Annotated in this window: 21 protein-coding genes; 8 read left to right on the top strand and 13 right to left on the bottom strand. The window is 71.7% G+C overall.

The window, feature by feature from the left end:
* Positions 1-33: 33 nt before the first annotated feature.
* The 6 genes from FLX08_RS10670 to FLX08_RS10645 form a co-directional block, all read right to left on the bottom strand.
* On the bottom strand, positions 34-894 hold the full coding sequence (locus FLX08_RS10670; RefSeq protein ID WP_244312537.1) for a serine hydrolase: 861 nt from the start codon (positions 892-894) through the stop codon (positions 34-36).
* Entirely contained in the window at positions 891-2,498 is a 1,608-nt protein-coding gene (locus tag FLX08_RS10665; RefSeq protein ID WP_142618398.1) for an N-acyl-D-amino-acid deacylase family protein, read from the bottom strand. Before FLX08_RS10665 ends, FLX08_RS10670 begins: the two co-directional genes overlap by 4 nt.
* Positions 2,495-3,268, bottom strand: a complete 774-nt coding sequence (locus FLX08_RS10660; RefSeq protein ID WP_142618382.1) for an amino acid ABC transporter ATP-binding protein — start codon at positions 3,266-3,268, stop codon at positions 2,495-2,497. The genes FLX08_RS10665 and FLX08_RS10660 overlap by 4 nt, the downstream gene beginning before the upstream one ends.
* On the bottom strand, positions 3,265-4,200 hold the full coding sequence (locus tag FLX08_RS10655) for an amino acid ABC transporter permease (RefSeq protein ID WP_142618380.1): 936 nt from the start codon (positions 4,198-4,200) through the stop codon (positions 3,265-3,267). Before FLX08_RS10655 ends, FLX08_RS10660 begins: the two co-directional genes overlap by 4 nt.
* Complete coding sequence (locus tag FLX08_RS10650; protein ID WP_142618378.1) at positions 4,191-5,075, bottom strand: ABC transporter substrate-binding protein; 885 nt, start codon at positions 5,073-5,075, stop codon at positions 4,191-4,193. The genes FLX08_RS10655 and FLX08_RS10650 overlap by 10 nt, the downstream gene beginning before the upstream one ends.
* Positions 5,076-5,193: 118 nt before the next feature.
* The gene (locus tag FLX08_RS10645) at positions 5,194-6,732 is read right to left on the bottom strand and encodes a pentapeptide repeat-containing protein (protein WP_142618376.1); all 1,539 of its coding nucleotides are present in this window, start codon (positions 6,730-6,732) and stop codon (positions 5,194-5,196) included.
* A 143-nt stretch (positions 6,733-6,875) separates the two neighbouring features.
* On the opposite strand from FLX08_RS10645, the gene FLX08_RS10640 reads away from it, so the two are divergent.
* The gene (locus tag FLX08_RS10640) at positions 6,876-7,739 is read left to right on the top strand and encodes an SDR family oxidoreductase (protein ID WP_142618374.1); all 864 of its coding nucleotides are present in this window, start codon (positions 6,876-6,878) and stop codon (positions 7,737-7,739) included.
* 64 nt (positions 7,740-7,803) lie between these two features.
* On the opposite strand, the gene FLX08_RS10635 is transcribed toward FLX08_RS10640, so the two are convergent.
* Complete coding sequence (locus tag FLX08_RS10635) at positions 7,804-8,343, bottom strand: hypothetical protein (protein ID WP_208761379.1); 540 nt, start codon at positions 8,341-8,343, stop codon at positions 7,804-7,806.
* Positions 8,344-8,882: 539 nt separating this feature from the next.
* Between FLX08_RS10635 and FLX08_RS10630 the strand changes: the two genes are divergently transcribed.
* The 3 genes from FLX08_RS10630 to FLX08_RS10620 are packed head-to-tail and all read left to right on the top strand — an operon-like array spanning position 8,883 to position 11,628.
* Complete coding sequence (locus FLX08_RS10630) at positions 8,883-9,524, top strand: GOLPH3/VPS74 family protein (protein ID WP_167530353.1); 642 nt, start codon at positions 8,883-8,885, stop codon at positions 9,522-9,524.
* 29 nt (positions 9,525-9,553) lie between these two features.
* On the top strand, positions 9,554-11,026 hold the full coding sequence (locus tag FLX08_RS10625; RefSeq protein ID WP_142618370.1) for an APC family permease: 1,473 nt from the start codon (positions 9,554-9,556) through the stop codon (positions 11,024-11,026).
* The gene (locus FLX08_RS10620) at positions 11,023-11,628 is read left to right on the top strand and encodes a GNAT family N-acetyltransferase (protein ID WP_142618368.1); all 606 of its coding nucleotides are present in this window, start codon (positions 11,023-11,025) and stop codon (positions 11,626-11,628) included. The genes FLX08_RS10625 and FLX08_RS10620 overlap by 4 nt, the downstream gene beginning before the upstream one ends.
* Before the next feature lie 27 nt (positions 11,629-11,655).
* Here FLX08_RS10620 and FLX08_RS10615 read toward each other — a convergent pair whose 3' ends face one another.
* The 3 genes from FLX08_RS10615 to FLX08_RS10605 form a co-directional block, all read right to left on the bottom strand.
* Positions 11,656-11,916, bottom strand: coding sequence for a winged helix-turn-helix domain-containing protein (locus tag FLX08_RS10615; RefSeq protein WP_167530352.1), 261 nt, complete (start codon positions 11,914-11,916; stop codon positions 11,656-11,658).
* A 51-nt stretch (positions 11,917-11,967) separates the two neighbouring features.
* Complete coding sequence (locus tag FLX08_RS10610; protein ID WP_142618364.1) at positions 11,968-13,182, bottom strand: MFS transporter; 1,215 nt, start codon at positions 13,180-13,182, stop codon at positions 11,968-11,970.
* 403 nt (positions 13,183-13,585) lie between these two features.
* Positions 13,586-14,365, bottom strand: a complete 780-nt coding sequence (locus tag FLX08_RS10605) for a DeoR/GlpR family DNA-binding transcription regulator (protein ID WP_142618362.1) — start codon at positions 14,363-14,365, stop codon at positions 13,586-13,588.
* A gap of 70 nt (positions 14,366-14,435) precedes the next feature.
* On the opposite strand from FLX08_RS10605, the gene FLX08_RS10600 reads away from it, so the two are divergent.
* A complete protein-coding gene (locus FLX08_RS10600) occupies positions 14,436-15,434 on the top strand; it encodes a helix-turn-helix transcriptional regulator (RefSeq protein ID WP_142618360.1) in 999 nt (332 codons plus the stop codon).
* A gap of 121 nt (positions 15,435-15,555) precedes the next feature.
* Here FLX08_RS10600 and FLX08_RS10595 read toward each other — a convergent pair whose 3' ends face one another.
* Positions 15,556-16,485 carry an RNA polymerase sigma-70 factor gene (locus FLX08_RS10595; RefSeq protein ID WP_142618639.1) on the bottom strand — a complete coding sequence of 310 codons (930 nt, stop codon included), beginning with the start codon at positions 16,483-16,485 and terminating at the stop codon, positions 15,556-15,558.
* 197 nt (positions 16,486-16,682) lie between these two features.
* Between FLX08_RS10595 and FLX08_RS10590 the strand changes: the two genes are divergently transcribed.
* Positions 16,683-17,426, top strand: coding sequence for an SDR family NAD(P)-dependent oxidoreductase (locus FLX08_RS10590; RefSeq protein ID WP_142618358.1), 744 nt, complete (start codon positions 16,683-16,685; stop codon positions 17,424-17,426).
* 52 nt (positions 17,427-17,478) lie between these two features.
* Here FLX08_RS10590 and FLX08_RS10585 read toward each other — a convergent pair whose 3' ends face one another.
* Positions 17,479-17,940 (bottom strand): nuclear transport factor 2 family protein, encoded by a 462-nt coding sequence (locus tag FLX08_RS10585; protein WP_142618356.1) that lies wholly within the window; start codon positions 17,938-17,940, stop codon positions 17,479-17,481.
* Between the two features lie 12 nt (positions 17,941-17,952).
* Positions 17,953-19,476: an FAD-dependent oxidoreductase gene (locus FLX08_RS10580; RefSeq protein ID WP_142618355.1), complete on the bottom strand. Its 1,524-nt coding sequence runs from the start codon at positions 19,474-19,476 to the stop codon at positions 17,953-17,955.
* Between the two features lie 228 nt (positions 19,477-19,704).
* Between FLX08_RS10580 and FLX08_RS10575 the strand changes: the two genes are divergently transcribed.
* Positions 19,705-20,160: a GbsR/MarR family transcriptional regulator gene (locus tag FLX08_RS10575; RefSeq protein WP_142618353.1), complete on the top strand. Its 456-nt coding sequence runs from the start codon at positions 19,705-19,707 to the stop codon at positions 20,158-20,160.
* A gap of 9 nt (positions 20,161-20,169) precedes the next feature.
* Complete coding sequence (locus tag FLX08_RS10570; RefSeq protein ID WP_142618351.1) at positions 20,170-20,982, top strand: class I SAM-dependent methyltransferase; 813 nt, start codon at positions 20,170-20,172, stop codon at positions 20,980-20,982.
* Positions 20,983-21,027: the final 45 nt, after the last annotated feature.

The following is a 21,027-nucleotide window of genomic DNA, read 5'->3' as shown; positions in this document are numbered from 1 at the left end:
GGCGACCCGGTGTCAGACCTGGTCATACGCGGTTCATCCGGCAGGGAGGACGGTGCCCGCAATGGCCAGACCCGCCTGCCGGATCGCCTCGACCAGACCGTGCTCGCGGCCCGCCGGCCCGTGCGCGAGCACGGCGTAGCCCTCCCACCGCGCCCCGGCCATGACGCCCACGTCGGCCCGCGTCCCGGCGTCCGTGCCGGTCTTGTTCGCCACCCAGACCCCCGCGGCGTACGGCAGGACCGCCGGCGGGTCGCGGTCCTCGGGCTCGTGCGGGAGCAGCGCGGGCACCAGCGCGCGGTCGGTGTTGTGCGCCATCCAGCCGAGCAGCAGCCGCCGCCACGGCTCGCGCCCGTACGCCAGCGACCGCATCAGGCCCGCCAGCTCGCGCGCCGTCCCCGTGGCGAAGGAGGGCGGATGCTCCGGGAGCCGGGGCTCGCGGATCTTGTCGTGGATCCGGGTCACGGTCAGCCCGAGCGCGGCGGCGGCCGCGTCCACCCGGCCGAGCCCGAGCCGCCGCAGCAGCGCGTTGGTCGCGGTGTTGTCGCTGACGGCGGCGGTGAGCAGCGCGAGGTCTCCGGCCGTCCAGTCGCGGGCCGACAGGCCGGTCAGCAGGCCCGACCCGCCCGCGTAGTCCTCGTCGAGCAGCGTCACGCGCTCGCCGGGGTCCACGACGCCCGCCGCCACGTCCTGCGCGAGCGCCGCGAGCAGCAGCACCTTGCCGGTGCTGGCCAGCGGCAGCACCACGTCGTCGTTCAGGGCGAGCACCCCGGGGACGCAGACGGCCAGCGTGCCCGGACAGGCGGCCGCCGCCCGCTCCAGCGGGCCGGGCCCGGTGCCGTTCGTCACCTCGTTCGTCACCTCGTTCGTCACCTCGTCCGTCACCTCGTCCGTCACAGGGCCAGCACCTTTCCCGGCCGGGCGCCGGTCTCCTCGCCGCCGCGCACCACGACCGCACCGCCGACGACGACCGCGCCGATCCCGGCGGGCGGCAGCAGCGGGTCGGCGAACGTCGCCCGATCGGCCACCGTCGCGGGGTTGAAGACCACCAGGTCGGCGTGCGCGCCGTCGCGGATGACGCCGCGACCGGCCAGCCCGAAGCGCGCCGCGGCCATCCCGGTCATCTTGTGCACCGCCTCCTCCAGCCGCAGCAGCCCCAGCTCCCGGACATAGCGCCCCAGCACCCGGGGGAACGTCCCGGCCCAGCGCGGGTGCGGACGCCCGCCCGGCTTCGGCACACCGTCCGAGCCGATCATCGCGTACGGCGCCGCCAGCACCCGCCGCACGTCCTCCTCGACCATCGAGTGACTGATGATCGTCACCTCGCCCGCCTCGGCCACCAGCAGGTCGGCGGCCACGTCGAGAGGGTCGGCGCCCGCCGAGGCCGCGAGGTCGGCGATGGTCCTGCCCTCGGTCTGCGGGTGGCGGGGCGCGCACGCCACCGAGATCCGGTCCCAGCCCCCGTTGCCGACCGTGTTCTCCCAGCCGGGCACGCCCTCGGCGATGGCCCGGCGCATCCGGTCGCGCTGCGCGGGGTCGCCGAGCCGCGCCGTGAGCGCCCCCAGGCCGCCGTCGTTCGCCCACGGCGGCAGCATGGCCGACAGCGCCGTGCTGCCCGCCGTGTAGGGGTAGACGTCGCAGGTCACGTCCATGCCCTCGGCGCGCAGCGCGGCGATGCGCGGCAGCGTGCGCTCGGTGCGGCCCCAGGCGTAACGGCCCGCGGTCTTGTGATGCGAGACGTGCAGCGCCGCGCCGCTCCGCTGGGAAATCTCGACCGCCTCCTCCAGCGCCTCCTCCACCCGTGACATCTCGTCGCGCAGGTGGGTGACGTACGGCTTGCCGTGCCGGGCGGCCACCGCCGCCAGCGCCACCACCTCGTCGGTGCCCGCGTACGAGCCGGGGGTGTAGATCAGGCCGGTGGACAGCCCGGCCGCGCCCTGCGTCAGGCAGGCGTCGAGCAACGCGCACATCGTGCGCAGCTCGTCGGCACGGGCGGGCCGGTCGACGGGCCCGAGCACGCCCGCACGGAGCGTGCCGTGGCCGACGAGCGAGGCCAGATGGTTGGCCCGGGGCACCCCGGCGTGGGCGGCGGCGAAACTCGAGAAGTCGGCGTACGCGCCGACGTCGCCGCCGAACGTGATCCGCGTCTCGGCCCGCATGGCGGGCAGCCGCTCCGGCAGAGCGGGGAAGAGGCCGGACCCGCAGTTGCCGCAGATCTCGGTGGTCACGCCCTGCAGCACCGAGGCCCGCACCAGCGCCGAGCCGCCGCCGGTCGCGCCGAGCAGCGTGACGCCGTCGGAGTGCGTGTGCACGTCGACGAAGCCGGGGGAGACCACGTGCCCGCGCGCGTCGACGACCTCGGCCGCGCCTGCGGCCGCGGCCTCGCCCGGAGCGAGCACGGTCACCTTTCCGGCGGCGACCCCGACGTCGGCGGGCCTGCCGGGGCGGCCGGTGCCGTCCACCAGCAGGCCGCCCCGCACGAGCAGGTCGAGGGCGCTCACTGGACCTGCCCGAGGAAGGCGCGCAGCCGCTCGTGGCGGGGGGCGGCGAGCACCTCGCGCGGGTCGCCGCGCTCGACGACGACGCCGTCGTCCATGAACACGAGCTGGTCGCCGACCTCGCGGGCGAAGTTCATCTCGTGGGTGACGACCATCATGGTCATGCCGGTCGCCGCGAGGTCCCGCATGACGGCCAGCACCTCCTGCACGAGCTCGGGGTCGAGCGCGCTGGTCGGCTCGTCGAACAGCATCAGGCTGGGCCGCATGGCGAGGCTGCGGGCGATGGCCACCCGCTGCTGCTGGCCGCCGGACAGCTGTGACGGGTAGTGGTGGGCCCGGTCGGCCAGGCCGACCCGCTCCAGCAGCTCCTCCGCCTGCCGCCTGGCCTGGGCGGCGGGCGTGCCCAGCACGGTGACCGGCCCCTCCATGACGTTCTCGATCGCCGTGCGGTGCGGGAACAGATGGAAGCGCTGGAACACCATGCCGATGCCGCGCCGCTGCCGCGACAGCTCGTGGGGGCGCAGCGCGTGCAGCCGGCCGCCGCGCTCGGCGTAGCCCATCAGCTCGCCGTTCACCCAGATCCGCCCCGAGTCGATGCTCTCCAGGCGGTTGACGCAGCGCAGCAGGGTCGACTTGCCCGACCCCGACGGGCCCACGACGCACACCACCTCCCCGGCGGGGACGTCGAGGTCGATGCCCTTGAGCACCTCCAGCGACCCGAAGCGCTTGCGGACGGAGCGGATGCGCACCATGGGCTGGTCAGGGGCGCTCATGACGGCTCCTTCGACGGCGGCGGCTCTTTGGCGGGCAGGGGCGACAGGTTGCGGCGGACCCGGGAGGACAGCCGCACGTGGCCGCGTTCGAACCGCTTCTCGACGAAGTGCTGGCCGACGCTGGCGATCGTGGTGAGGACGAGATACCAGATCGACGCGACCATGAGCATCGCGATGACCTCGAAGTTGCCGAGGTAGATGCGCTGCGCCACGGTGAGCAGCTCGGCCCCGGCGATCACCGAGACCATCGACGTGGTCTTCAGCATCGAGATGAACTGGTTGCCGGTCGGCGGGATGATCACCCGCATGGCCTGCGGCAGCACCACGCGGCGCAGCACCTGCCGGTGCGACATGCCGAGCGACTCGGCCGCCTCCCGCTGGCCCGGGTCGACCGAGCGGATGCCCGCGCGGACGATCTCCGCCATGTACGCGCCCTCGTTGATGGCCAGGCCGAGCAGCGCGGCGGTGAACGGCGTGATGACCGCGTTCGCCTGCCACTCGATCAGCTTGGGCCCGCCGAACGGCAGGCCGACGGCGAAGGTGGGGAAGACCAGCCCGATGTTGAACCAGAAGATGAGCTGCACCAGCAGCGGCGTGCCGCGGAAGAACCACGTGTAGAGGGCGGAGGTGCCGCGCAGCACGGGGTTGTCCGACAGCTGCATGACGGCGGCGAGCACGCCCAGGGCCAGGCCGATGGCCATGGACAGCACGGTGAGCTGGATCGTGACCCACAGGCCGCCGAGGATCCTGCCGTCGGCCAGGTAGGCGACGATGACGTCCCAGTGCAGGTTCTCGTTGACGATGATCGTGTAGGCCAGCCAGACGAGGAAGAGGAGGGCGACGGCGGCCCCCAGCCACCGGCCGGGCCGCACGGGGCGCACGGCCTCGATCGGCAGCTCGACGCCGGCCGCCCTCTCCGGCGTCACTTCCACGGCTGGGTGTTGACCAGCACGCCGTCGACGGCGTTGGCGGTCACGCCGTACTTGTCGAGCACGGCCTTGTAGCCGCCGTCGGCCTGCAGCTCCTCCATCGCCTTGGCGACCGCGTCGCGCAGCGCCGTCTTGCGCTTGTCGACGGCGATGCCCCACGGGCCGGCGTCGTACTGCTCGGGCAGCACGTCGTACTTGCCGGTGTCCTTGGCGTACATGACGGCGACGGGGTAGTCGACGATCGTGGCCACCGCGCGCCCGGAGTCGATCGACAGCAGGCCGGTGGGCGCGTCCTCACTCTGCATGATCTTCATCTTGGTGGCGCACTTCTCGTTCTGCTTCTCGCCGATGGCGAGGTTGGAGCTGCCCTTGGCCAGCACCACCGTGCGGCCGCACAGATCGTCGAGGTTCTTGATGCCGTCCGGGTTGCCCTTCTTCACCATGATGGCGCCGCCGGCGTTGAAGTAGTCGACGAAGTCGACCGCCGCGCGCCGCTCCTCGGTGTCGCTCATCGAGGACATCACAATGTCCCAGCGCCCGCCCTGGAGGCCGGGGATGAGCCCGTCGAAGGCCGCGTTGGTGATCGAGAACTTCAGCCCGAGCCTGGCCGCGATGGCGGCGCCGAGGTCGGGGTCGACGCCGGTGAGCTCCTGGGTGCCCTTCTTGTACATCTCCATCGGCGGGTAGCCCTCGGACGTCGCGACCCGCAGGGTGCCCGTCTCGCGCACGTCCTCGGGCACCAGGTCCTTCGCGGTCTTGCCCGTCGTCGCCGCCGCGTTGTCGCCCGCGGCGGCTCCAGACGACGAACGCCCGCAGCCGCCGGCGAGCGCCGACACGACCAGCGCGCCGACTATGGCCACATATAGGCGCTTTGTCATGGAACCTCCTGTTTTGCGAACGATTGAGCTTATGCTGGCGACAGGAGGTAACGGCCGTAACAATCGTGAACGCTTGTGGTCCTCAGCATCGAAGTCTTCGATGCTCCCTGGCCGGTCCTCAGCCCCCGAGCCCGCGCGCCGGGTGGGAGAAGGACGCCACGGGCCGTACGACACCGACCCGGACACGCTGGACGGCGGGCTTGTCCGGCGGGCGCACCCCGGCGGCCCAGCACACCGCGCCCACGGCGACGGCCGCCACCAGCACGACCCATCCGAGGGCCCGCCCCGCGCGCAGGCCGTACCCGCAGGCGAGCCAGTAGAGCGACAGCAGCAGCCGCATCCGGCCGCGCGGGCTGCCCAGCCGCCGCATCTCCATGGCGCCGAACGCGAAATCGGCCGCGACCCGCGCGTCGTCGACGCCCGGCCCCAGCCGCTCGTACAGCACCGCCAGGCGCGCCGGGTCGGGCGCGGGCTCGTCCGGACCCTGCGCTCCCCAGCCCCGCCACAGGCGCTCGTCGGCGATGACCCGGCGGCGGCCCCACCACCGTACGGGCGGCCAGCCCAGGCGCAGCCCGAGCCCGCCCGGGGGCGCGGCGAACACGCACTCCCGCAGGCGCAGGCCCTCGGGGCGGTGCAGCCCGCCGAACCCGCACGTCCGCAGGTCCGCCCCGGTCAGCGTGAGCGCGTCCGCGTCGAGGCCGTCGAGCGAGGTCACCCGCAGCCGGCCGGAGCGCCGGGTCACCTCGGACAGCCCGGCGACCCTCGCGCCGTCCAGGTCGAGCTCGGCGTCGGACAGCCGTGCGGCGAGCCGCCCCAGGACGGCCGCCGAGCGAAGCACCACACGGCACCCGCCTGTGTCGACGTGCAACCGCGCGCAGGCCCGTACGCCCGCGAGTGACAGGCGCCGCGCGATCCGCATCGGGCCGAGGTAGGCCGCCCCCTCGAAGTGAGCGCCCTGGAACTCGGCGCTCGCCCCGCAGTCCGCGTCCCGGAAGGAGACGGCCCGGTGGAACCGGGCGCCGCGGAAGGCCGCGTCCCCGTGGAAGACGGCCGCGTCGAACACGGCGAATCCGTGAAACTGCGCTTTCTGGAACGAGGCCCGCTGAAACCGGGTGTTCCCCGGGCCGCCGAACCCCGCCGCACCGAACAGTGCCGCGCCGAACCGCGCCGCGCCGAACAGGGCGTCGCCGCGCACCGTGACGTGGTCGAACGCCGCATGGCCGCGCACCCGCGCGTCGTGCAGGGACAACTCGCGCTGGAACCGGGCCTCGCGGAAGGAGACGTTGCAGAGGAACCGGGCGCCGTAGAACGAGGCGAGGCGGTCGAACCTGGCGTGGTCGAAGGTCGCGTCGGCGGCGAAGACGACGTCGCCGAAGCGGGCCGGGCCCATGAAGACCGCGCGGTCGAACCTCGCCCTGCCGACACGGCGCTCCACGCCGTCGAGGACCCGCGTGACCATCTCCTCGGGCAGGAGGGTGCCGCGCAGGTCGAGGGCCTGGCCGGGCGTCAGGCCGCGCAGGAACGCCGCCGCCTCGGCCGGGGTGAGGTGCGCCAGGCATCTCCCGTACGGCTCGTGGACGACGCCCAGGCACTCGGGCGCGGCGTCGCACGTTCTCCAGACCACGTCGAGCGGAGCGAACCGCGACCGGGAAGTCATGGCAACGTCATACCCGATGTCCCTTCTAGTTACGGTAAAGCGTGATGGATAGGTAACAGTGTGTATCCATCGGGCGAGCGCATCCACACGGCCGCTCGGCGGGCCGGCCGTTTGCCGCGGACAGGCGGGGGTAGCCGACCTGCATGTCCGAGCAGCCGAAATCCACACCGCCACCGCAGACGCAGCCGTACCCCGGCCGGACGGGCGAGATGACGCCCGAGCCGAGGGACGAGATGCGCGACTACATCGGGCGCGACCTGCTGGCGGGCAAGCGCGCCCTCGTCACCGGCGGCGACTCCGGCATCGGGCGGGCCGTCGCCGTGGCGTTCGCCAAGGAGGGCGCGGACGTCGCGATCGCCTACCTGACCGAGCACGACGACGCCGAGCACACGAGGAAGCTGGTCGAGCAGGAGGGCCGCCGCTGCCTGACCATCCCGGGCGACCTCGCCGATCCCCGTCACTGCGAGGAGGTCGTGGAACGCACCGTCCGCGAGTTCGGCGGCATCGACGTGCTCGTGAACAACGTGGCCACGCAGACGCCGGTGCGGTCACTGGAGGAGCTGCCGGACGAGCAGTGGGAGCGCACCTTCGCGGTCAACATCCACAGCTACTTCCGGGTGACCAAGGCCGCGCTGCGGCACATGCCCGAGGGCGGCTCGATCGTCAACACCTCGTCGATCAACGGGTTGCGCGGGAACAAGACCCTGATCGACTACTCCGCCACCAAGGGCGCGATCAACGCGTTCACCTACTCCATGGCGCAGGCGCTGGTCGAGCGGGGGATCAGGATCAACGCCGTGGCACCCGGCCCGGTCTGGACGCCGCTCATCCCGTCCACGTTCCCCGAGGAGAAGGTGGAGAAGTTCGGCGAGCAGGTGCCGATGGGACGGCCGGCCGACCCGGACGAGATCGCCCCCTCGTACGTGTTCTTCGCCGCCAACCGGCTGTCGTCGTACTACACCGGTGAGATCCTCGCCCCGATCGGCGGCGAGACCCTGCCCGGATGACGGCGTGCTCGCTCTGCGTCCCCTGTGCTCATCGCGCCGTTCATCGCGCCGTTCATCGCGCCGTTCATCGCGCCGCGGGGTGACGTATGTACCGGGCCCGGGTGAGCTCGGACTCGTCCGGCTCCGCCCGTCGCCGCCGCAGCAGCCGCGCGGCCAGCACACCGCCCGCGACGCACCCGGCGGCCAGCGCCGCCGCCGCGGCGAACGCCGCACCGGCGCGGGTGGACGGAGGCTCCGGCCGTACGGCGCGGGCCCGCCAGGCGCGCAGCCACATGGCCTCGGCCGCCGCGTCGAGCAGATACGTGGGCGGGATGCGGCCCGCGGGCACGTAGATCAGGTCGGCGGCGAGCAGCGTCGCCGCCGTCGCGACGCCGAGACGGCGCGCGTGGTCGGCGCCGGCGGGCGTGGACGCGGCCCTGATCTGCGTCCATCCGATCCCCACGAGCAGCCCGGCGACGGTGCGCTCCAGCCACCGGTCGGTCTTCGCGCCGAACACCTTCTCGAAGCTCTGCAGGTGCAGCAGCGGCCACAGCCCGCCCGCGACGTTGAAAAGCCCCTGGGCGCGGGCCAGGGCCGCCGCGCCCCTGTCGTCCTGGATGGTCATAGGCCGTCGATGCCCGGCGGCAAAACAGACAAACCGGGCTTGGTTCGGCAGGAGCGCCAGGGGTAGGCGCATCTGGGGGGGCGGACGCGCCTCTCTCGGATACATCGGGCGCGGGCGTATTCCGGGTCAGGTGTATCCGGGTTGGCGCAGGAACGACCGCGGGGGAGGACGCCATGCCCGGAAATATCAAGATTCGGCCACTCGGGGGAGCGGTGGGCTGTCTCCTGATGATCATCATCTCGATCGTGGCGTCGATCGTGCTCACGATCCTGGCCAACGCCCTGATCCGATGAGAGGCCCGGCACGCTCATCGCGGGCGGCGGGCCGCCTTCATCGTCCCGGTCCGATCGCCGGTCTTGGGCCGCGCCGGTCTCCGGGCGGGTTCCGTCGCCCGTCGTGACCCTGATGGAGGCGGACCGTAAGCGCATTAACCGAAAACTACGTTCCGGTTGGCACAATTCTCCTATTCCGTCAGAGATCGCAAGAACGTGAATTTGCGCGATGACAGATGGAACATTTCGCCTATATCATCGCCGACCGTGGCTGAAAGCGATCTTTCGAGCCCGTCCCTTGTCGATGACCTGTACTTTGTCCTGCACGACAATGTGACGGGGCATCCGTTGCTTCATCCCCGGCTCACGGGGCTGGCGCTCGCCGGTGGGATCCTCGGTGAACTGATGCTCGCCGAGCACGTGGCGCTCGACTTCGCGGCGGACCCCGAACGCCTCTACGTCACGGTCCAGAAGGCCACCGGCGACCCGCTCACCAGTGCGGTGCTCGGGCACGTCATCGCCGAACCGCACCACCCGATCGGCACGTGGCTCCTCTTCTTCGCCCGGACGATCTACGCCGACGTCACCGCCAGGATGATCGCCGCGAAGCTGCTCAAGCCGCCGGTCAGGCACCTGCTGAAGCAGCAGCCTGCGGCCCCCGCGGACATGAACACCGCCGCGTGGCCGCTCGCCCGCCTGAATCTCGCCATCCAGCGGCGCAAGCCGCCGGTGGACCGCGACTGCGTCCTCCTGGGGCTCCTGGCCGCGGCAGGCTGCGCCCAGCGGGTCCTGTCCGAGCACGATCCCCGCTTCGAGGCCGCCGCGACCGCCATGCTCCCCATGCCGCTGCGGAGGCTCATCGCCCAGACCAAGGTCGCCGTCGGCCAGGCCGTCATCAGCCGCCGGTGACCTCCACCCCCCTCACACGGAGTTTTCAGGTGTCCCTCACACAACAACGGCCGAGTGCCGTCACCGCCGCACTGGCCGAGGACCGGCTCGGCGTGCCGTCCATTGTGTTCTTCGTCATCTCCGCGGCGGCGCCGCTGATGGTCGTCGCGGGTTCGGTTCCCACGGCGTACACGGTGACCGGCGTCATCGGTGTCCCATTCGCATTCCTGATGCTGGGCGCGGTTTTCGCACTGTTCGCCGTCGGATATGTGACGATGGCGCGGCACGTCGTGAACGCGGGCGCCTTTTATGCCTATGCCGCACAGGGGCTCGGCCGCACCCAGGGAGTCGCGACCGCCTGGGTGGCGCTGCTGGCGTACAACGCGCTGCAACTCGGCCTCTACGGAATCATCGGTTCGGCGGCCGAGCCGCTGCTGGTCGACTGGTTCGGCGGCTCGCCGCCGTGGTGGGTGATCGCGCTCGTGGCGTGGGCGCTGACCGGCGTGCTCGGCCTGCTGCGGGTGGACGTCAACGGAAAGATCCTGTCCGTCCTGCTCGTCAGTGAGATCGCCATCGTGCTGCTGTTCGACCTCGGCGACGTGGCCCACGCCGCCCCGGCCGGCCTCAGCTTCGAGGGCTTCACCCCCGGCGCCCTGTTCGTGCCCGGCGTGGGCGCCGCGCTCGCCACCGTCGTCGCGGGGTTCGCCGGCATCGAGTCGTCGGTGGTCTTCGCCGAGGAGTCCAAGGACCGTCACCGGACCGTGCCGATCGCCACCTACCTGGGCATCGCGATCATCGCCCTGCTGTACGCGTTCTCCGCCTGGGCCCAGACCGTGCCGACCGGGCCGGACGGCATCGTCAAGGCCGCCTCGGAGCAGGGGACCGAGCTCATCTTCAACCAGGCCGCCCTCCATCTGGGCGGCGCCGTCTCGACGATCGGCTCGGTGCTGTTCGTGACCAGCAGCATCGCCTGCATGATCGCCTTCCACAACACCACGGCCCGCTACATCTTCGCCCTCGGCCGGGAGAACGTCCTGCCCTCGATCTTCGGCCGCACCTCGGCCCGCACCGCCGCCCCGATCTCCGGGTCGTTGCTGCAGACCGTGCTCGGCCTGATCGTGATCGTCGTCTACGCGGTCTCCGGCCTCGACCCGGTCACCAAGATGTTCTTCATTTTCGGCACCTTCGGCGGCCTCGGGCTGCTGACCCTGCTCACCGTCACCTCGATCTCGGTGATCGTGTTCTTCTCGCGCGACGCGCGGGGGGAGACGATCTGGCGCACCCGCATCGCCCCGGCTCTGGCGATCGTGGCGCTGTGCGTGATCATCGCGCTCACCCTGGTCAACTTCGACACGGTTCTCGGGGTCGAGCCCGACTCGATCCTCCGCTGGATCCTGCCCGGCATCTTCGTCGTCGCGATCGTCTTCGGCCTCATCTGGGGCCGGGTGCTGAAGTCGACCAGGCCCGAGGTGTACGCCAACATCGGCCTGGGCGCCCAGGCCGTCGGCGGGGGCGCCAAGTGACGATCGAGATCACCCGGATGACGGACGCCGCGGCGGCCGGCGGGCTCATCGCCGAGACCTTCCACACCGACGAGATCACCCGGTGGCTCATCCCGCAGGCGGAAGACCGGCTGCCGATCCAGCGGCGGTTCTTCACCATGTGGTCCGCGCACGCACTTGAGCACGGCGACGTCTACGGCATCCACGAGTCGGGCGAGCTGGCCGGTGTGGCGGTCTGGTTCGCCGCGCCGTTCCCCGAGATCCCGGGGGAGCAGGAGGCGATCGCGTCCTTCGCGGGCGACAACGCCGAGCGCTACCGCCTCTTCGGGGAGGTGACAGAGAAGATCCACCCCCAGGACCCGCATCACTACCTGGCGTTCCTCGCGCTGGAGAGGGCGAGGATCGGCCGCGGCCTCGGCACCCGGCTGCTGCAGGAGCATCACCGCAGGCTCGACGCGGAAGGGATCCCCGCCTACCTGGAGGCGAGCAGCGAGGCGAGCCGGCGGCTCTACCTCCGCCACGGCTACGCCGACATGCCCGAGCTGGTGCGGCTGCCCGGCGGCCCGGTCATGTACCCCATGTGGCGCGAGCCCCGCTCGCCGGCACAGGGCGCGCAGTCGTAGGTGTGGGGGCGGGCGGCGGCCGGCCTGTCAGCCGCCGCCCGTCTCCTCGGCCCGGGTGGACACGTACGCCCCCTGTCCCTCCACCGTGTAAACGAGCCCCTCGCCGCTGAGCGTCTCGACGGCGCGGCGTACGTCGTCGGGGGCGAACCCGTACTCGCGCACGAGGAACTCCTCCGACGGCAGCGGGCGATCGGGCTCGATCCGGCCGTGGACGATCTCCTCCCGGAGCATCGCCGCGAGCCGCCGGTGCGCGGGGACCGGGTCCCCGGGATCGTTGCTGACGACCACGCCCCTCCACTGCCCGGCCCCGCGCGATCCAACCATCGGGCGCCGTACGCCTCAGTCGCGGGCGGGCTCGGCGCGGCGATCGGGCGCGGGACGGGGCGAGCGCAGCGCCGGAGCGGTGAGGGCCACGAACAACGCGAGCACGGCGGGCACCAGCAGCGCGTAGGGCAGGGTGACGGCCTCGGCCAGCCCGCCGATGAGAACGGGACCGGCCAGGAAACCGGTGTAGCCGAGGCTCGCCACGGCGGCGAGCGCGCGCCCCGACTGGGCCGGGTCGCGGTGCCCGGCGGCCGAGAACACCTGCGGGATGATGCACGAAAGACCCGCGCCGAACAGGCCGAATCCGGCGACCCCGGCGACCGGCTCGTCGATGAGGATCCCGGCCGCGAGACCCGCCCCGGCGAGCCCTCCGCAGCAGCGCACCAGCGTGACCTGGCCCAGCCAGGCGGCGAGGCGGTCCCCGGCGAACCGGCCCGCCGTCATCATGATCGAGAACGCCGCGTACGCGGCGGCGGCGAAGCCGGGGGAGGAGCCCAGGTTGTCCCGCAGGTAGACCGAGCTCCAGTCGGCCGCCGCGCCTTCGCCGATCATGCAGCAGAACGCGAGGACGCCGAGGAGCAGCACGGTGGCGCCGACGCGCCGGCGTGCGGGCCGCGCTTCGGGGGAGCCCGCCTTCGCCGTCTCCCGCGCCGGGGCGTCGCGCGTCGCCCAGCGGGCGCTCAGCAGGGCGATGAGCAGGATGACCGCGCCCATCGCCGCGAAGGTGACGCCGGGGCTCATCCCGGCGTGGGCGAACATGCCGCCGGCGGACGCCCCCACGAACCCTCCGACGCTGAACACGGCGTGGAAGGACGACATGATCGACTTTCCGGACGCCCGTTCCACGACCACGGCGTTGGCGTTCATCGCGACGTCGAGCGTGCCGCAGACCGCGCCGAACACGAAAAGGGAGAGCGCGAGCGCGGGCAGGTTCGGCATGTAGGCGGGCAACACGAGGACGAGGCCCTGGGCCATGGCCACCGGCAGCATGGTCCGGTAGCTGCCGTAGCGGTCCACCAGCCTGCCGACGACCTGCATGCCGGTGATGGCCCCGGCCGCGATGCCGAGCAGTCCCAGGCTGAGCGCGCCGTCGCTCAGCCCGAGGGCCGCCTTGATGGCGGGGATCCGGCTGGTCCACGTGCCCATGGCCATGCCGGACAGCAGGAACAGCCCGTAGACGGCCACGCGAGCGCGCAGAAGCGCCGGGCGGGCGGGGGCGGACACGACCATGTGGTGCTCCTCGGGGCGGCTGGGAGGTTCATGCCGGAAGGTTCGTCCGTGTCGTAACGGGTGTCGTCGCGGGTGTCGTCGCGGGTGTCGTCGCCAGTGGGATCACGGGTGAAATTGCAGGGTGGAATTGCAGGGTGGAATGCAGGGTGGGGTCGCGAAGCCGGATCTGCCGGCGATCTGTGCGAACGATCACGGGAGGTGTTCGCGCCTCCCGGCGCGCCCGGGGGCCCGGGCATGGCCTGGAGCCGAGGCGACGGCGGACGCCGCCCGTGGGGCTGCCGATAGCGCGGAATCCGGCGCGGGTGCCTCCGGGGTCGGGTGCAGGTGCGGCCTGGGGCGATACCTGGACGTCGGCGGGCCGCGACACCGGTGACGCCGGTTTCCCGGGGAGCGGAGGCGATGGTCAGCCGACCGGAACGGAGGCGGGGACGGTGCGTACGGTGACGCCCGCGGCGGTGAGGGCGTCGTGCTGATCTCGGGGGATGTTCTCGTCGGTCACGACCACGTCGAGCCGGTCGAGCCCGCAGACGGCGCCGAAGGCCGTACGGGTGAACTTGCCCGAGTCGCACGCGACGACGACGCGGCGGGCCGAGGCGATCGCGGCCTGCTTGATGGCCACCTCGGGCAGATCGTGCGCGGTCAGGCCGTGTTCGGCCGACAGGCCGCAGCAGCCGATCACCGCGGTGTCGAACCGGAGGGCCTTGATCGACGTCTCCGTGAGCGGCCCCACGAAGTTCATCTCCCCGTGCCGCACCTCCCCGCCGGGCAGGACGAGGCGGATGCGGGGCGCGCCCGCCAGCTCCTGTGCCGCCTGCAGTGCCAGCGGCAGGATGGTCAGCCGGCGTTCGCGCACGGCTCGGGCGACTTCGAGCGCGGTCGTGCCGCCGTCGAGCAGCACGGCCTCGCCGTCGGCCAGCAGGCCGGCGACCTCCGCGGCGATGCGGCGCTTGGCGTCGATCGCCTCCCGCTCGCGCACGCCGAACGGCGGCTCCTCGCCGCGCAGCAGCAGGCTCAGGGCGCCGCCGCGGACGCGCCGCACCACGCCTTGCTGGGCGAGCTCGTCCAGGTCACGCCGGATGGTCATCTCCGAGACGCCGTACGCCAGCGCGAGTTCGGCCACGGAGACGCTGTCGGACGTACGCAGCGCGTTCATGATGGCCCGGATCCGATCGGCACCTTCCATGCGTGCATTCGAACACAGTCCATGTGCGAAAGCAAATAAATCTACTTTGTAAAGGTGGCAGACTGGTCGCATGCGCGCGAGCCGGTTGCTGTCCCTGCTGCTCCTTCTGCAGACACGCGGCAGGATGACCGCCACGGAGATCGCCGAAGAGCTGGAGGTGTCGGTCCGCACCGTCTACAGGGACGTCGAGGCCCTCTCGGCCGCCGGTGTGCCCGTCTACGCCGACCGCGGGCCGCTCGGCGGATATCGGCTGCTCGACGGCTACCGTACCCGGCTTAACGGGCTGACAGTGGAGGAGGCGTCGTCGCTGTTCCTGGCGGGGCTGCCCGGCCCCGCCGCCGAGCTCGGGCTCGCCGACTTCGCCGCGGCGGCGGAGCTGAAGCTGCTGGCCGCGCTGCCGCCCGAGCCGCGCTCTCATGCGGCCAGGATGCGGGAGAGGTTCCACCTCGACGTGCCGGGCTGGTATCGCAGCGCCGACGAGGCGCCGTTCCTCACGGAGGTCGCGGAGGCGGTGTGGGATGAGCGGGTGCTCCGGCTGCGCTACCGCCGATGGGGGCCGACCGAGGTGGAACGGCTGGTGCATCCCTACGGACTGGTTCTCAAGGGGGGTTCCTGGTATCTCGCCGCCGCCTGCTCGGGCACCGTGCGGACCTACCGGGTGGGCCGCATCATCGAGGCCGAGGTGCTGCCGGAGCGCTTCGAACGGCCGCCGGACTTCGACCTCGCCGAGTTCTGGCGCGGTTTCGCCGCGGATTTCGCCTCGCGCATGTACACGGCCGAGGCGGTGGTGCGGCTCGCGCCGGGCGCGGAGGGCCTGCTCCGATACACCGTCGGGCAGGACGTCGTCGACAAGGCGCTTGCCGACGGACGGGCGGAGCCCGGCGGCTGGACCAGGCTGACGCTGCCGATCGAGTCCCTCACACACGCCCGGTGGCTGTTCCTGCGCATGGGCGTGCTCGTCGAGGTGCTGGAGCCGCCCGAGCTGCGCGCGCTGATGGCCGAGGCCGTCGCGGACCTGTCCCGCCTGTACGGCACGGAGGACGAGTCCGCCGCCGCGGATGCTCCCTGAGGCGGTCCCTGAAGCGACCCTGAAGCGGACGGCACCCGTCCCCGATGCGGCAGGGACCCCGTGGGCAGGGACCCAGTGCGGCAGGGACCCAGTGCGGCAGGGACCCGGCGCGGACGGCGCGTCAGCGGCTCAGCGCGGTCTGGCGTTCCACATGCGTCAGCTTGGCGGGATTGCGCACGAAGTAGACCCCGGTGACGAGGCCGTCCTCGATCTGCAACGCCACCACGCCGTCGATCTCCCCGTCGATCCGCATGACGAGGCCCGGACAGCCGTTGACCTGCACCGGCTCGATCCGCACCCGGGCGCCGAACCTGTCCAGGCCGGCGGCGAGGAGACGAGCCACCTTGCCGGCCCCCACGACGGGGTGGGCCAGCGCCTTCTTGATCCCGCCGCCGTCGCTCAGGAGGACGACGTCGGGGGCGAGGATGTCGAGCAGACGTTGCAGGTCACCGGTCTCGACGGCACGCCGGAAGGCGTCCAGCGCGTCGCGGGTCTCGTCCGGGGTGACGGCGTCGCGGGGGCGGCGGGCGGCGACGTGGGAGCGGGCGCGGTGGGCGATCTGGCGGACGGCGGCCTGGCTCTTGCCGACGGCGTCGGCGATCTCGCCGTAGTCCAGGTCGAACACCTCGCGCAGCACGAACACCGCCCGCTCGGTCGGCGACAGCGTCTCCAGCACCAGCAGCATCGCCATCGACACGCTCTCGGCCAGCTCGACGTCCTCGGCCACATCCGGCGCGGTCAGCAACGGCTCCGGCAGCCACGGCCCGACGTAGGACTCCCTGCGCCGGCCGAGCGCGCGCAGCCGCATCAACGCCTGCCGGGTGGTGATCCGCACCAGATAGGCACGCTGATCCCGCACCGTATCGAGATCGACGCCCGCCCAGCGCAGCCAGGTCTCCTGCAGCACGTCCTCGGCGTCGGCGGCCGAGCCGAGCATCTCGTAGGCCACGGTGAACAGCAGCTTGCGATGGGCGACGAACGCCTCGGTGGCCCGGTCCACCGACTCCCCATGAGCGAGCGGCCCGGCCGCGCCCACCTGTCCCTCGCCCATCGCCGGCTCCTGCCCGATCGCTCCCGACTGTGCCACACGCACAAGATGCCTGCACTCGGCATTCTGTGACCACGGTGACAGGTGGCGTACGTCACACAACCGCGCCGTCACAGGCTGCGGTGCCCCGGCATCTCGTGTTCGTCAGGACGCCGCACGGACGATCCGAGCGGCACGCGACTCCACAGAAGTGAGGACGGATGACGAATTCGGAGCAGACCTTCGTGCTGGTCACCGGAGGCAACAAGGGTCTCGGTCTCGAAGCGGCCCGCCGGCTCGGGACGGAGGGATGGACGGTATTCCTCGGCTCGCGCGACGAGAGCCGGGGACGGGCGGCCGCCGGCAAGCTGGCCGCGGACGGCGTCGAGGTGGTCGTGGTCCCGCTGGACGTGACATCGGACGCGTCGGTGGCCCGCGCCGTACGGCTCGTCCGTGAGCGCACCGACCACCTGGACGTGCTGATCAACAACGCGGGCGCGCCGGGAAGGGTCACCCCGCCCGCGGAGACGACGGCGGACGAGATCCATTCCGTCTACGACGTCAACGTCTACGGACCGATCAGGGTCACGAACGCGTTCCTTCCCCTCCTGCGGGCGGCGCACAGCCCCCGGGTGGTGATGGTGTCGAGCGCCGCCGGGTCCTTCGCGGTCGTGACCGATCCGGAGCAGCCCGTTTCGAAGATGCACGAACTCGCCTACACCTCGTCGAAGGCGGCACTGAACATGATCACCGTCCGGTACGCCCAGGCACTCCCGGAGATCAAGTTCAACGCCACCACTCCCGGGGAAGTCGCGAACCACACGTTCGCCGCCACCGACATGAACAACCACACCGGTCAGCTGACGGTCACCGAGGGCACCGACTCGATCGTCGGACTCGCCATGATCGGTCCCGACGGGCCGAGCGGAATCTTCACCGACCGCCTCGGCCCCGTCGGGTGGTGACCGCCGGACGCCGGCCTTCTGCAGTGGTGACGCAAGCGGGCCGGCTGGATGATCAGGTTTCTCGGGCCCGCTGGGGCAGCGCCGCCTCGCGTTCGAGTGAGATATCCCGGAGGAGCGCGGTGTCCTGGTAGAACGACCGCTTCTTGGTGATCTTTCCGTTCGTCACGTCGACCAGCTCGAGAACGGTCATCCTCCACGGGGTGCCGTGGATGTCGGTGCCACTGTTCGTGGCCACCACCACGACGCGGGTGGGGCCGTCGGCGATGAGCTCGTCGACGCTGATAGCCGAGAGGTCCAGCCCGGTCAGCTCGTGCATCCGGTGCCGCGCCGGCCCGATGGCGGCTTCCCTGTGGACGCCGCTGTCGGGGTGGCCCCAGTTGAGCTCGACCTCCTGCTCGTCGGTCAGCTCGTCGATCGTCGCGAAGTCCGGGCCACCGGGCCGGAGAACGGCTTCGTAGAAGCGGCGGACCACTTCCTTGTTCAGCTCGGGCCGCGTGGGGTTCGCGTTCGGCACGGAGGTCTCCTCTCAGGGGGTCGGGTCGCCGAACCAGCGGGCCGCGGCGCGCCGGAACGCCTCGGGATCGGGGTCGGGTCCGCCGGTCCAGGCGACGATGCCGTCGGGCCGGATCAGCAGGGCGCCGAATCCGAGGTCGTCGCGCACCGGCCCGGCCGCGTAGCGGATCCGGCCCTTCCAGCTCGTCGCCGCGTCGTGCAGGCACTGGCCGGTGGTGAAGTCGAGCGCGACGCCGTGTCCTTCGCACAGCAGGTCGCCGAGGCGGGTGCCGTCGGCGAGGCGGAAGTCCGGGGCGGTCCGGCCGACGAGCGGGTGCTCGCCGCCCAGGTCGTAGCGGTGGAACAGCCCGGAGGTGCTGCGGAACACGTGCGTGGTGCCGTCGCGGGTGGCGAGCAGATCGTGGACGAGGCGTCGCAGGGCCGGGGCGTTGGGGCCGGGGTTCATGGTCGCGACCTGGGCGCGTGACCAGTCGAGGATCGCCGCGCCGACGGGGTGGCGTTCGGCGGTGTAGGTGTCGAGCAGGTCGTCCGGCGCGGTGCCGCGGACGGTGGCGGCGAGTTTCCAGCCGAGGTTGACGGCGTCGCCGATGCCGAGGTTGAGGCCCTGGCCGCCGAGCGGGGAGTGGATGTGGGCGGCGTCGCCGGCGAGCAGGACGCGGCCGTGCCGGTAGGTCGTGGCCTGCATCGCGCGGTCGGTGAAGCTGGAGGCGAGGTGCACCTCGGTGATGGTCGCGCCGGTGCCGGAGACCCGGCGCAGGACCGTCTGGAGGTGTTCGCGCGTCAGCGGCTGCGAACGGTCGAAGGCGCCGCCGTCGAAATCCATCATGCCCAGGTGTCCCTCGAAGGGCGTTCGGAGGTACATGCCGGTCGGCGTCAGGGTGAAGCCCAGGCGCAGCGTGTGCGGATCGGCGAAGGTGACGTGGGCGACGTAGCCGGTGAACAGCGGCGGGGTGCCGGCGAAGCGGAAGCCCGCGAGCTCGCGCACCGTGCTGCGCCCGCCGTCGCATCCCACGAGCCAGCGCGCCCGGTGGTCGCGCCCGCCGGCTCGTGCGACGACGGTGTCGCCGTCCTGGGCCACGGCTTCGACGGCAACACCCCGCATCACCTGTACGCCGAGCCGGGCCGCCCGCTCGGCCAGCACCGTGCAGACCGCGTCGAGGCTGGTCATGACGCCCTCCATCGCCGGGCCGGGCAGCCGGAACGCGAGGGCGGCGGCGTCGATGCCGGCCGGGTCGAGCGGCATGCCCGCGAAATGGCTCACGACACGAGGAGCCGGCGCCTCCTGCGCGCCGGGGTCCGCGCCGACCTGCGACCCGTCGGCGCCTGAGGCTGTCAGCAGTTCTTCCAGCATCCCGCGGCGGTAGAACGTCTCCACCGATCCGGCGTTCAGGCCCCGCATCCCCAGCGGGAGCGTCTTCCACGGCGAAGACCGCTCCTCGTCCCGCTCCAGCACGAGGACCGAGCAGTCGGCAAGCGCCAGCTCACCGGCGAGGAACAGGCCCACCGGACCGGCACCCACGATCACGACGTCGTACACCTTGAGGCTCCTTCGACCAGGGCCACCCGGCGGAAACCCCCAGGAGGCAGCTTTTGGAGCATCGCTCCAATCGTGGAACCGTACTCCACCTTGGAACAATGCTCCAAACCGCGCCGTTCCAAGCGGATTGACAGTGATAGACATTTCAGTCAGAGTTGAAACAACTAGCAATCAAGCATGGAGCACGCCATGTGAACCGGCACACGATCGGCCGAGGAGGACGCGACGATGAGCACTGAGGCACAGCAGGACCGGCTGCTCCGCTGGGTGGAGCGGGTGGCGGCCTTCTGCGTCGAGGAGTGGGGGCTGCCGCCCATCACCGGACGCATCCTCGGCTGGCTCATGATCTGCGATCCCGCCGAGCAGTCCGCCGGCCGGATCGCGGAAGTCATCCAGGCCAGCCGGGCCTCGCTCACCTCGAACATGCGCTTCCTCACGGCCATCGGCCTGGTCAAGAAGGTGAGAAAGCCCGGCGATCGCGTCTCCTACTACCGCATCGAAGACGACGCCTGGCAGAAGGTCATCCAGCGCAAGCTCGAAAGCCTGAGCGCGTTCGGCGAGATCGCCGACGAAGGGCTCGACATCGTGGGCGGCGAGGGGCGCCGCACCGAGCGGATCAAGGCCGCCCACGACTCCCTGACGTGGCTGCAGGACCTCGCGGCCCGTCATCCGTTACACCGTTAAGGAATCCCCATGCACCGCGTGCGCCCCCGACTCGGGCTGATCCAGGAAACGCTGCTGCTCACTCTCCACGCCAAGGCCCTGGACGCCGGGCGGCCCAGCCCGATCCTCGGCGACACGCTCGCCGCCGACCTGGCCGGCACCATCGACTACGACTTCGGCAAGCTGAAGGTCAAGCCGAGCCTCGTCGTCAGCACGGCACTGCGCACCAAGAAGCTCGACGACGTCGTCCGCGCGTACGTGGCCGCTCATCCCGGATGCGTGGTGCTCGACCTCGGCTGCGGCCTGGACACCAGGGTGTTCCGCTGTGATCCTCCGCCCGGCGTCGACTGGTACGACATCGACTTCCCGGAAGTGGTGGAGCTGCGGGCCGAATGCCTGCCCGGCCGTTCCCACCTGGTCGGAGCCGACCTCACCGGCTCCGAATGGATCACAGCCATCCCCGGCGACCGTCCGGCGATGATCGTCGCCGAGGGGCTGTTCCCCTTCATGACCGGCGACTCCTTCCAGGCGCTGACCCGCGCGCTGACCGGCCGTTTCCCTTCGGGCGAGCTCGCGCTCAACGGCTACACCCGCTTCGCCGCCTGGACCATGAAGTATCACCCGACCATCAAGGCACTCGGCGTCAAAGCCGCCCAGGGCTTCGACGACCCGCACGAACCGGAGTCCTGGCACGCCGGCCTCGAACTGGTCGAGGAGCAGTTCATCACCCGCGCGCCGGAAACCGCCCTGTTCCCGCAACCCCTGCGCGCGCTGACCCGTCTCATGGCCCGCAGCACGGCCTTGTCCCGGCAAGGGGCACGCATTCTCCGCTACCGGTTCTGAGCCCCGCGAGAGGAGCGGCCCGGGCGTCGCGGCATCCACGCCGTA

Origin of the sequence: Microbispora hainanensis (assembly GCF_006874475.1) — a bacterium.
Lineage (GTDB): Bacteria > Actinomycetota > Actinomycetes > Streptosporangiales > Streptosporangiaceae > Microbispora > Microbispora hainanensis.
The sequence above is the reverse complement of the archived record's forward strand: the minus strand, read 5'-3'. Positions and strand labels throughout refer to the sequence as shown.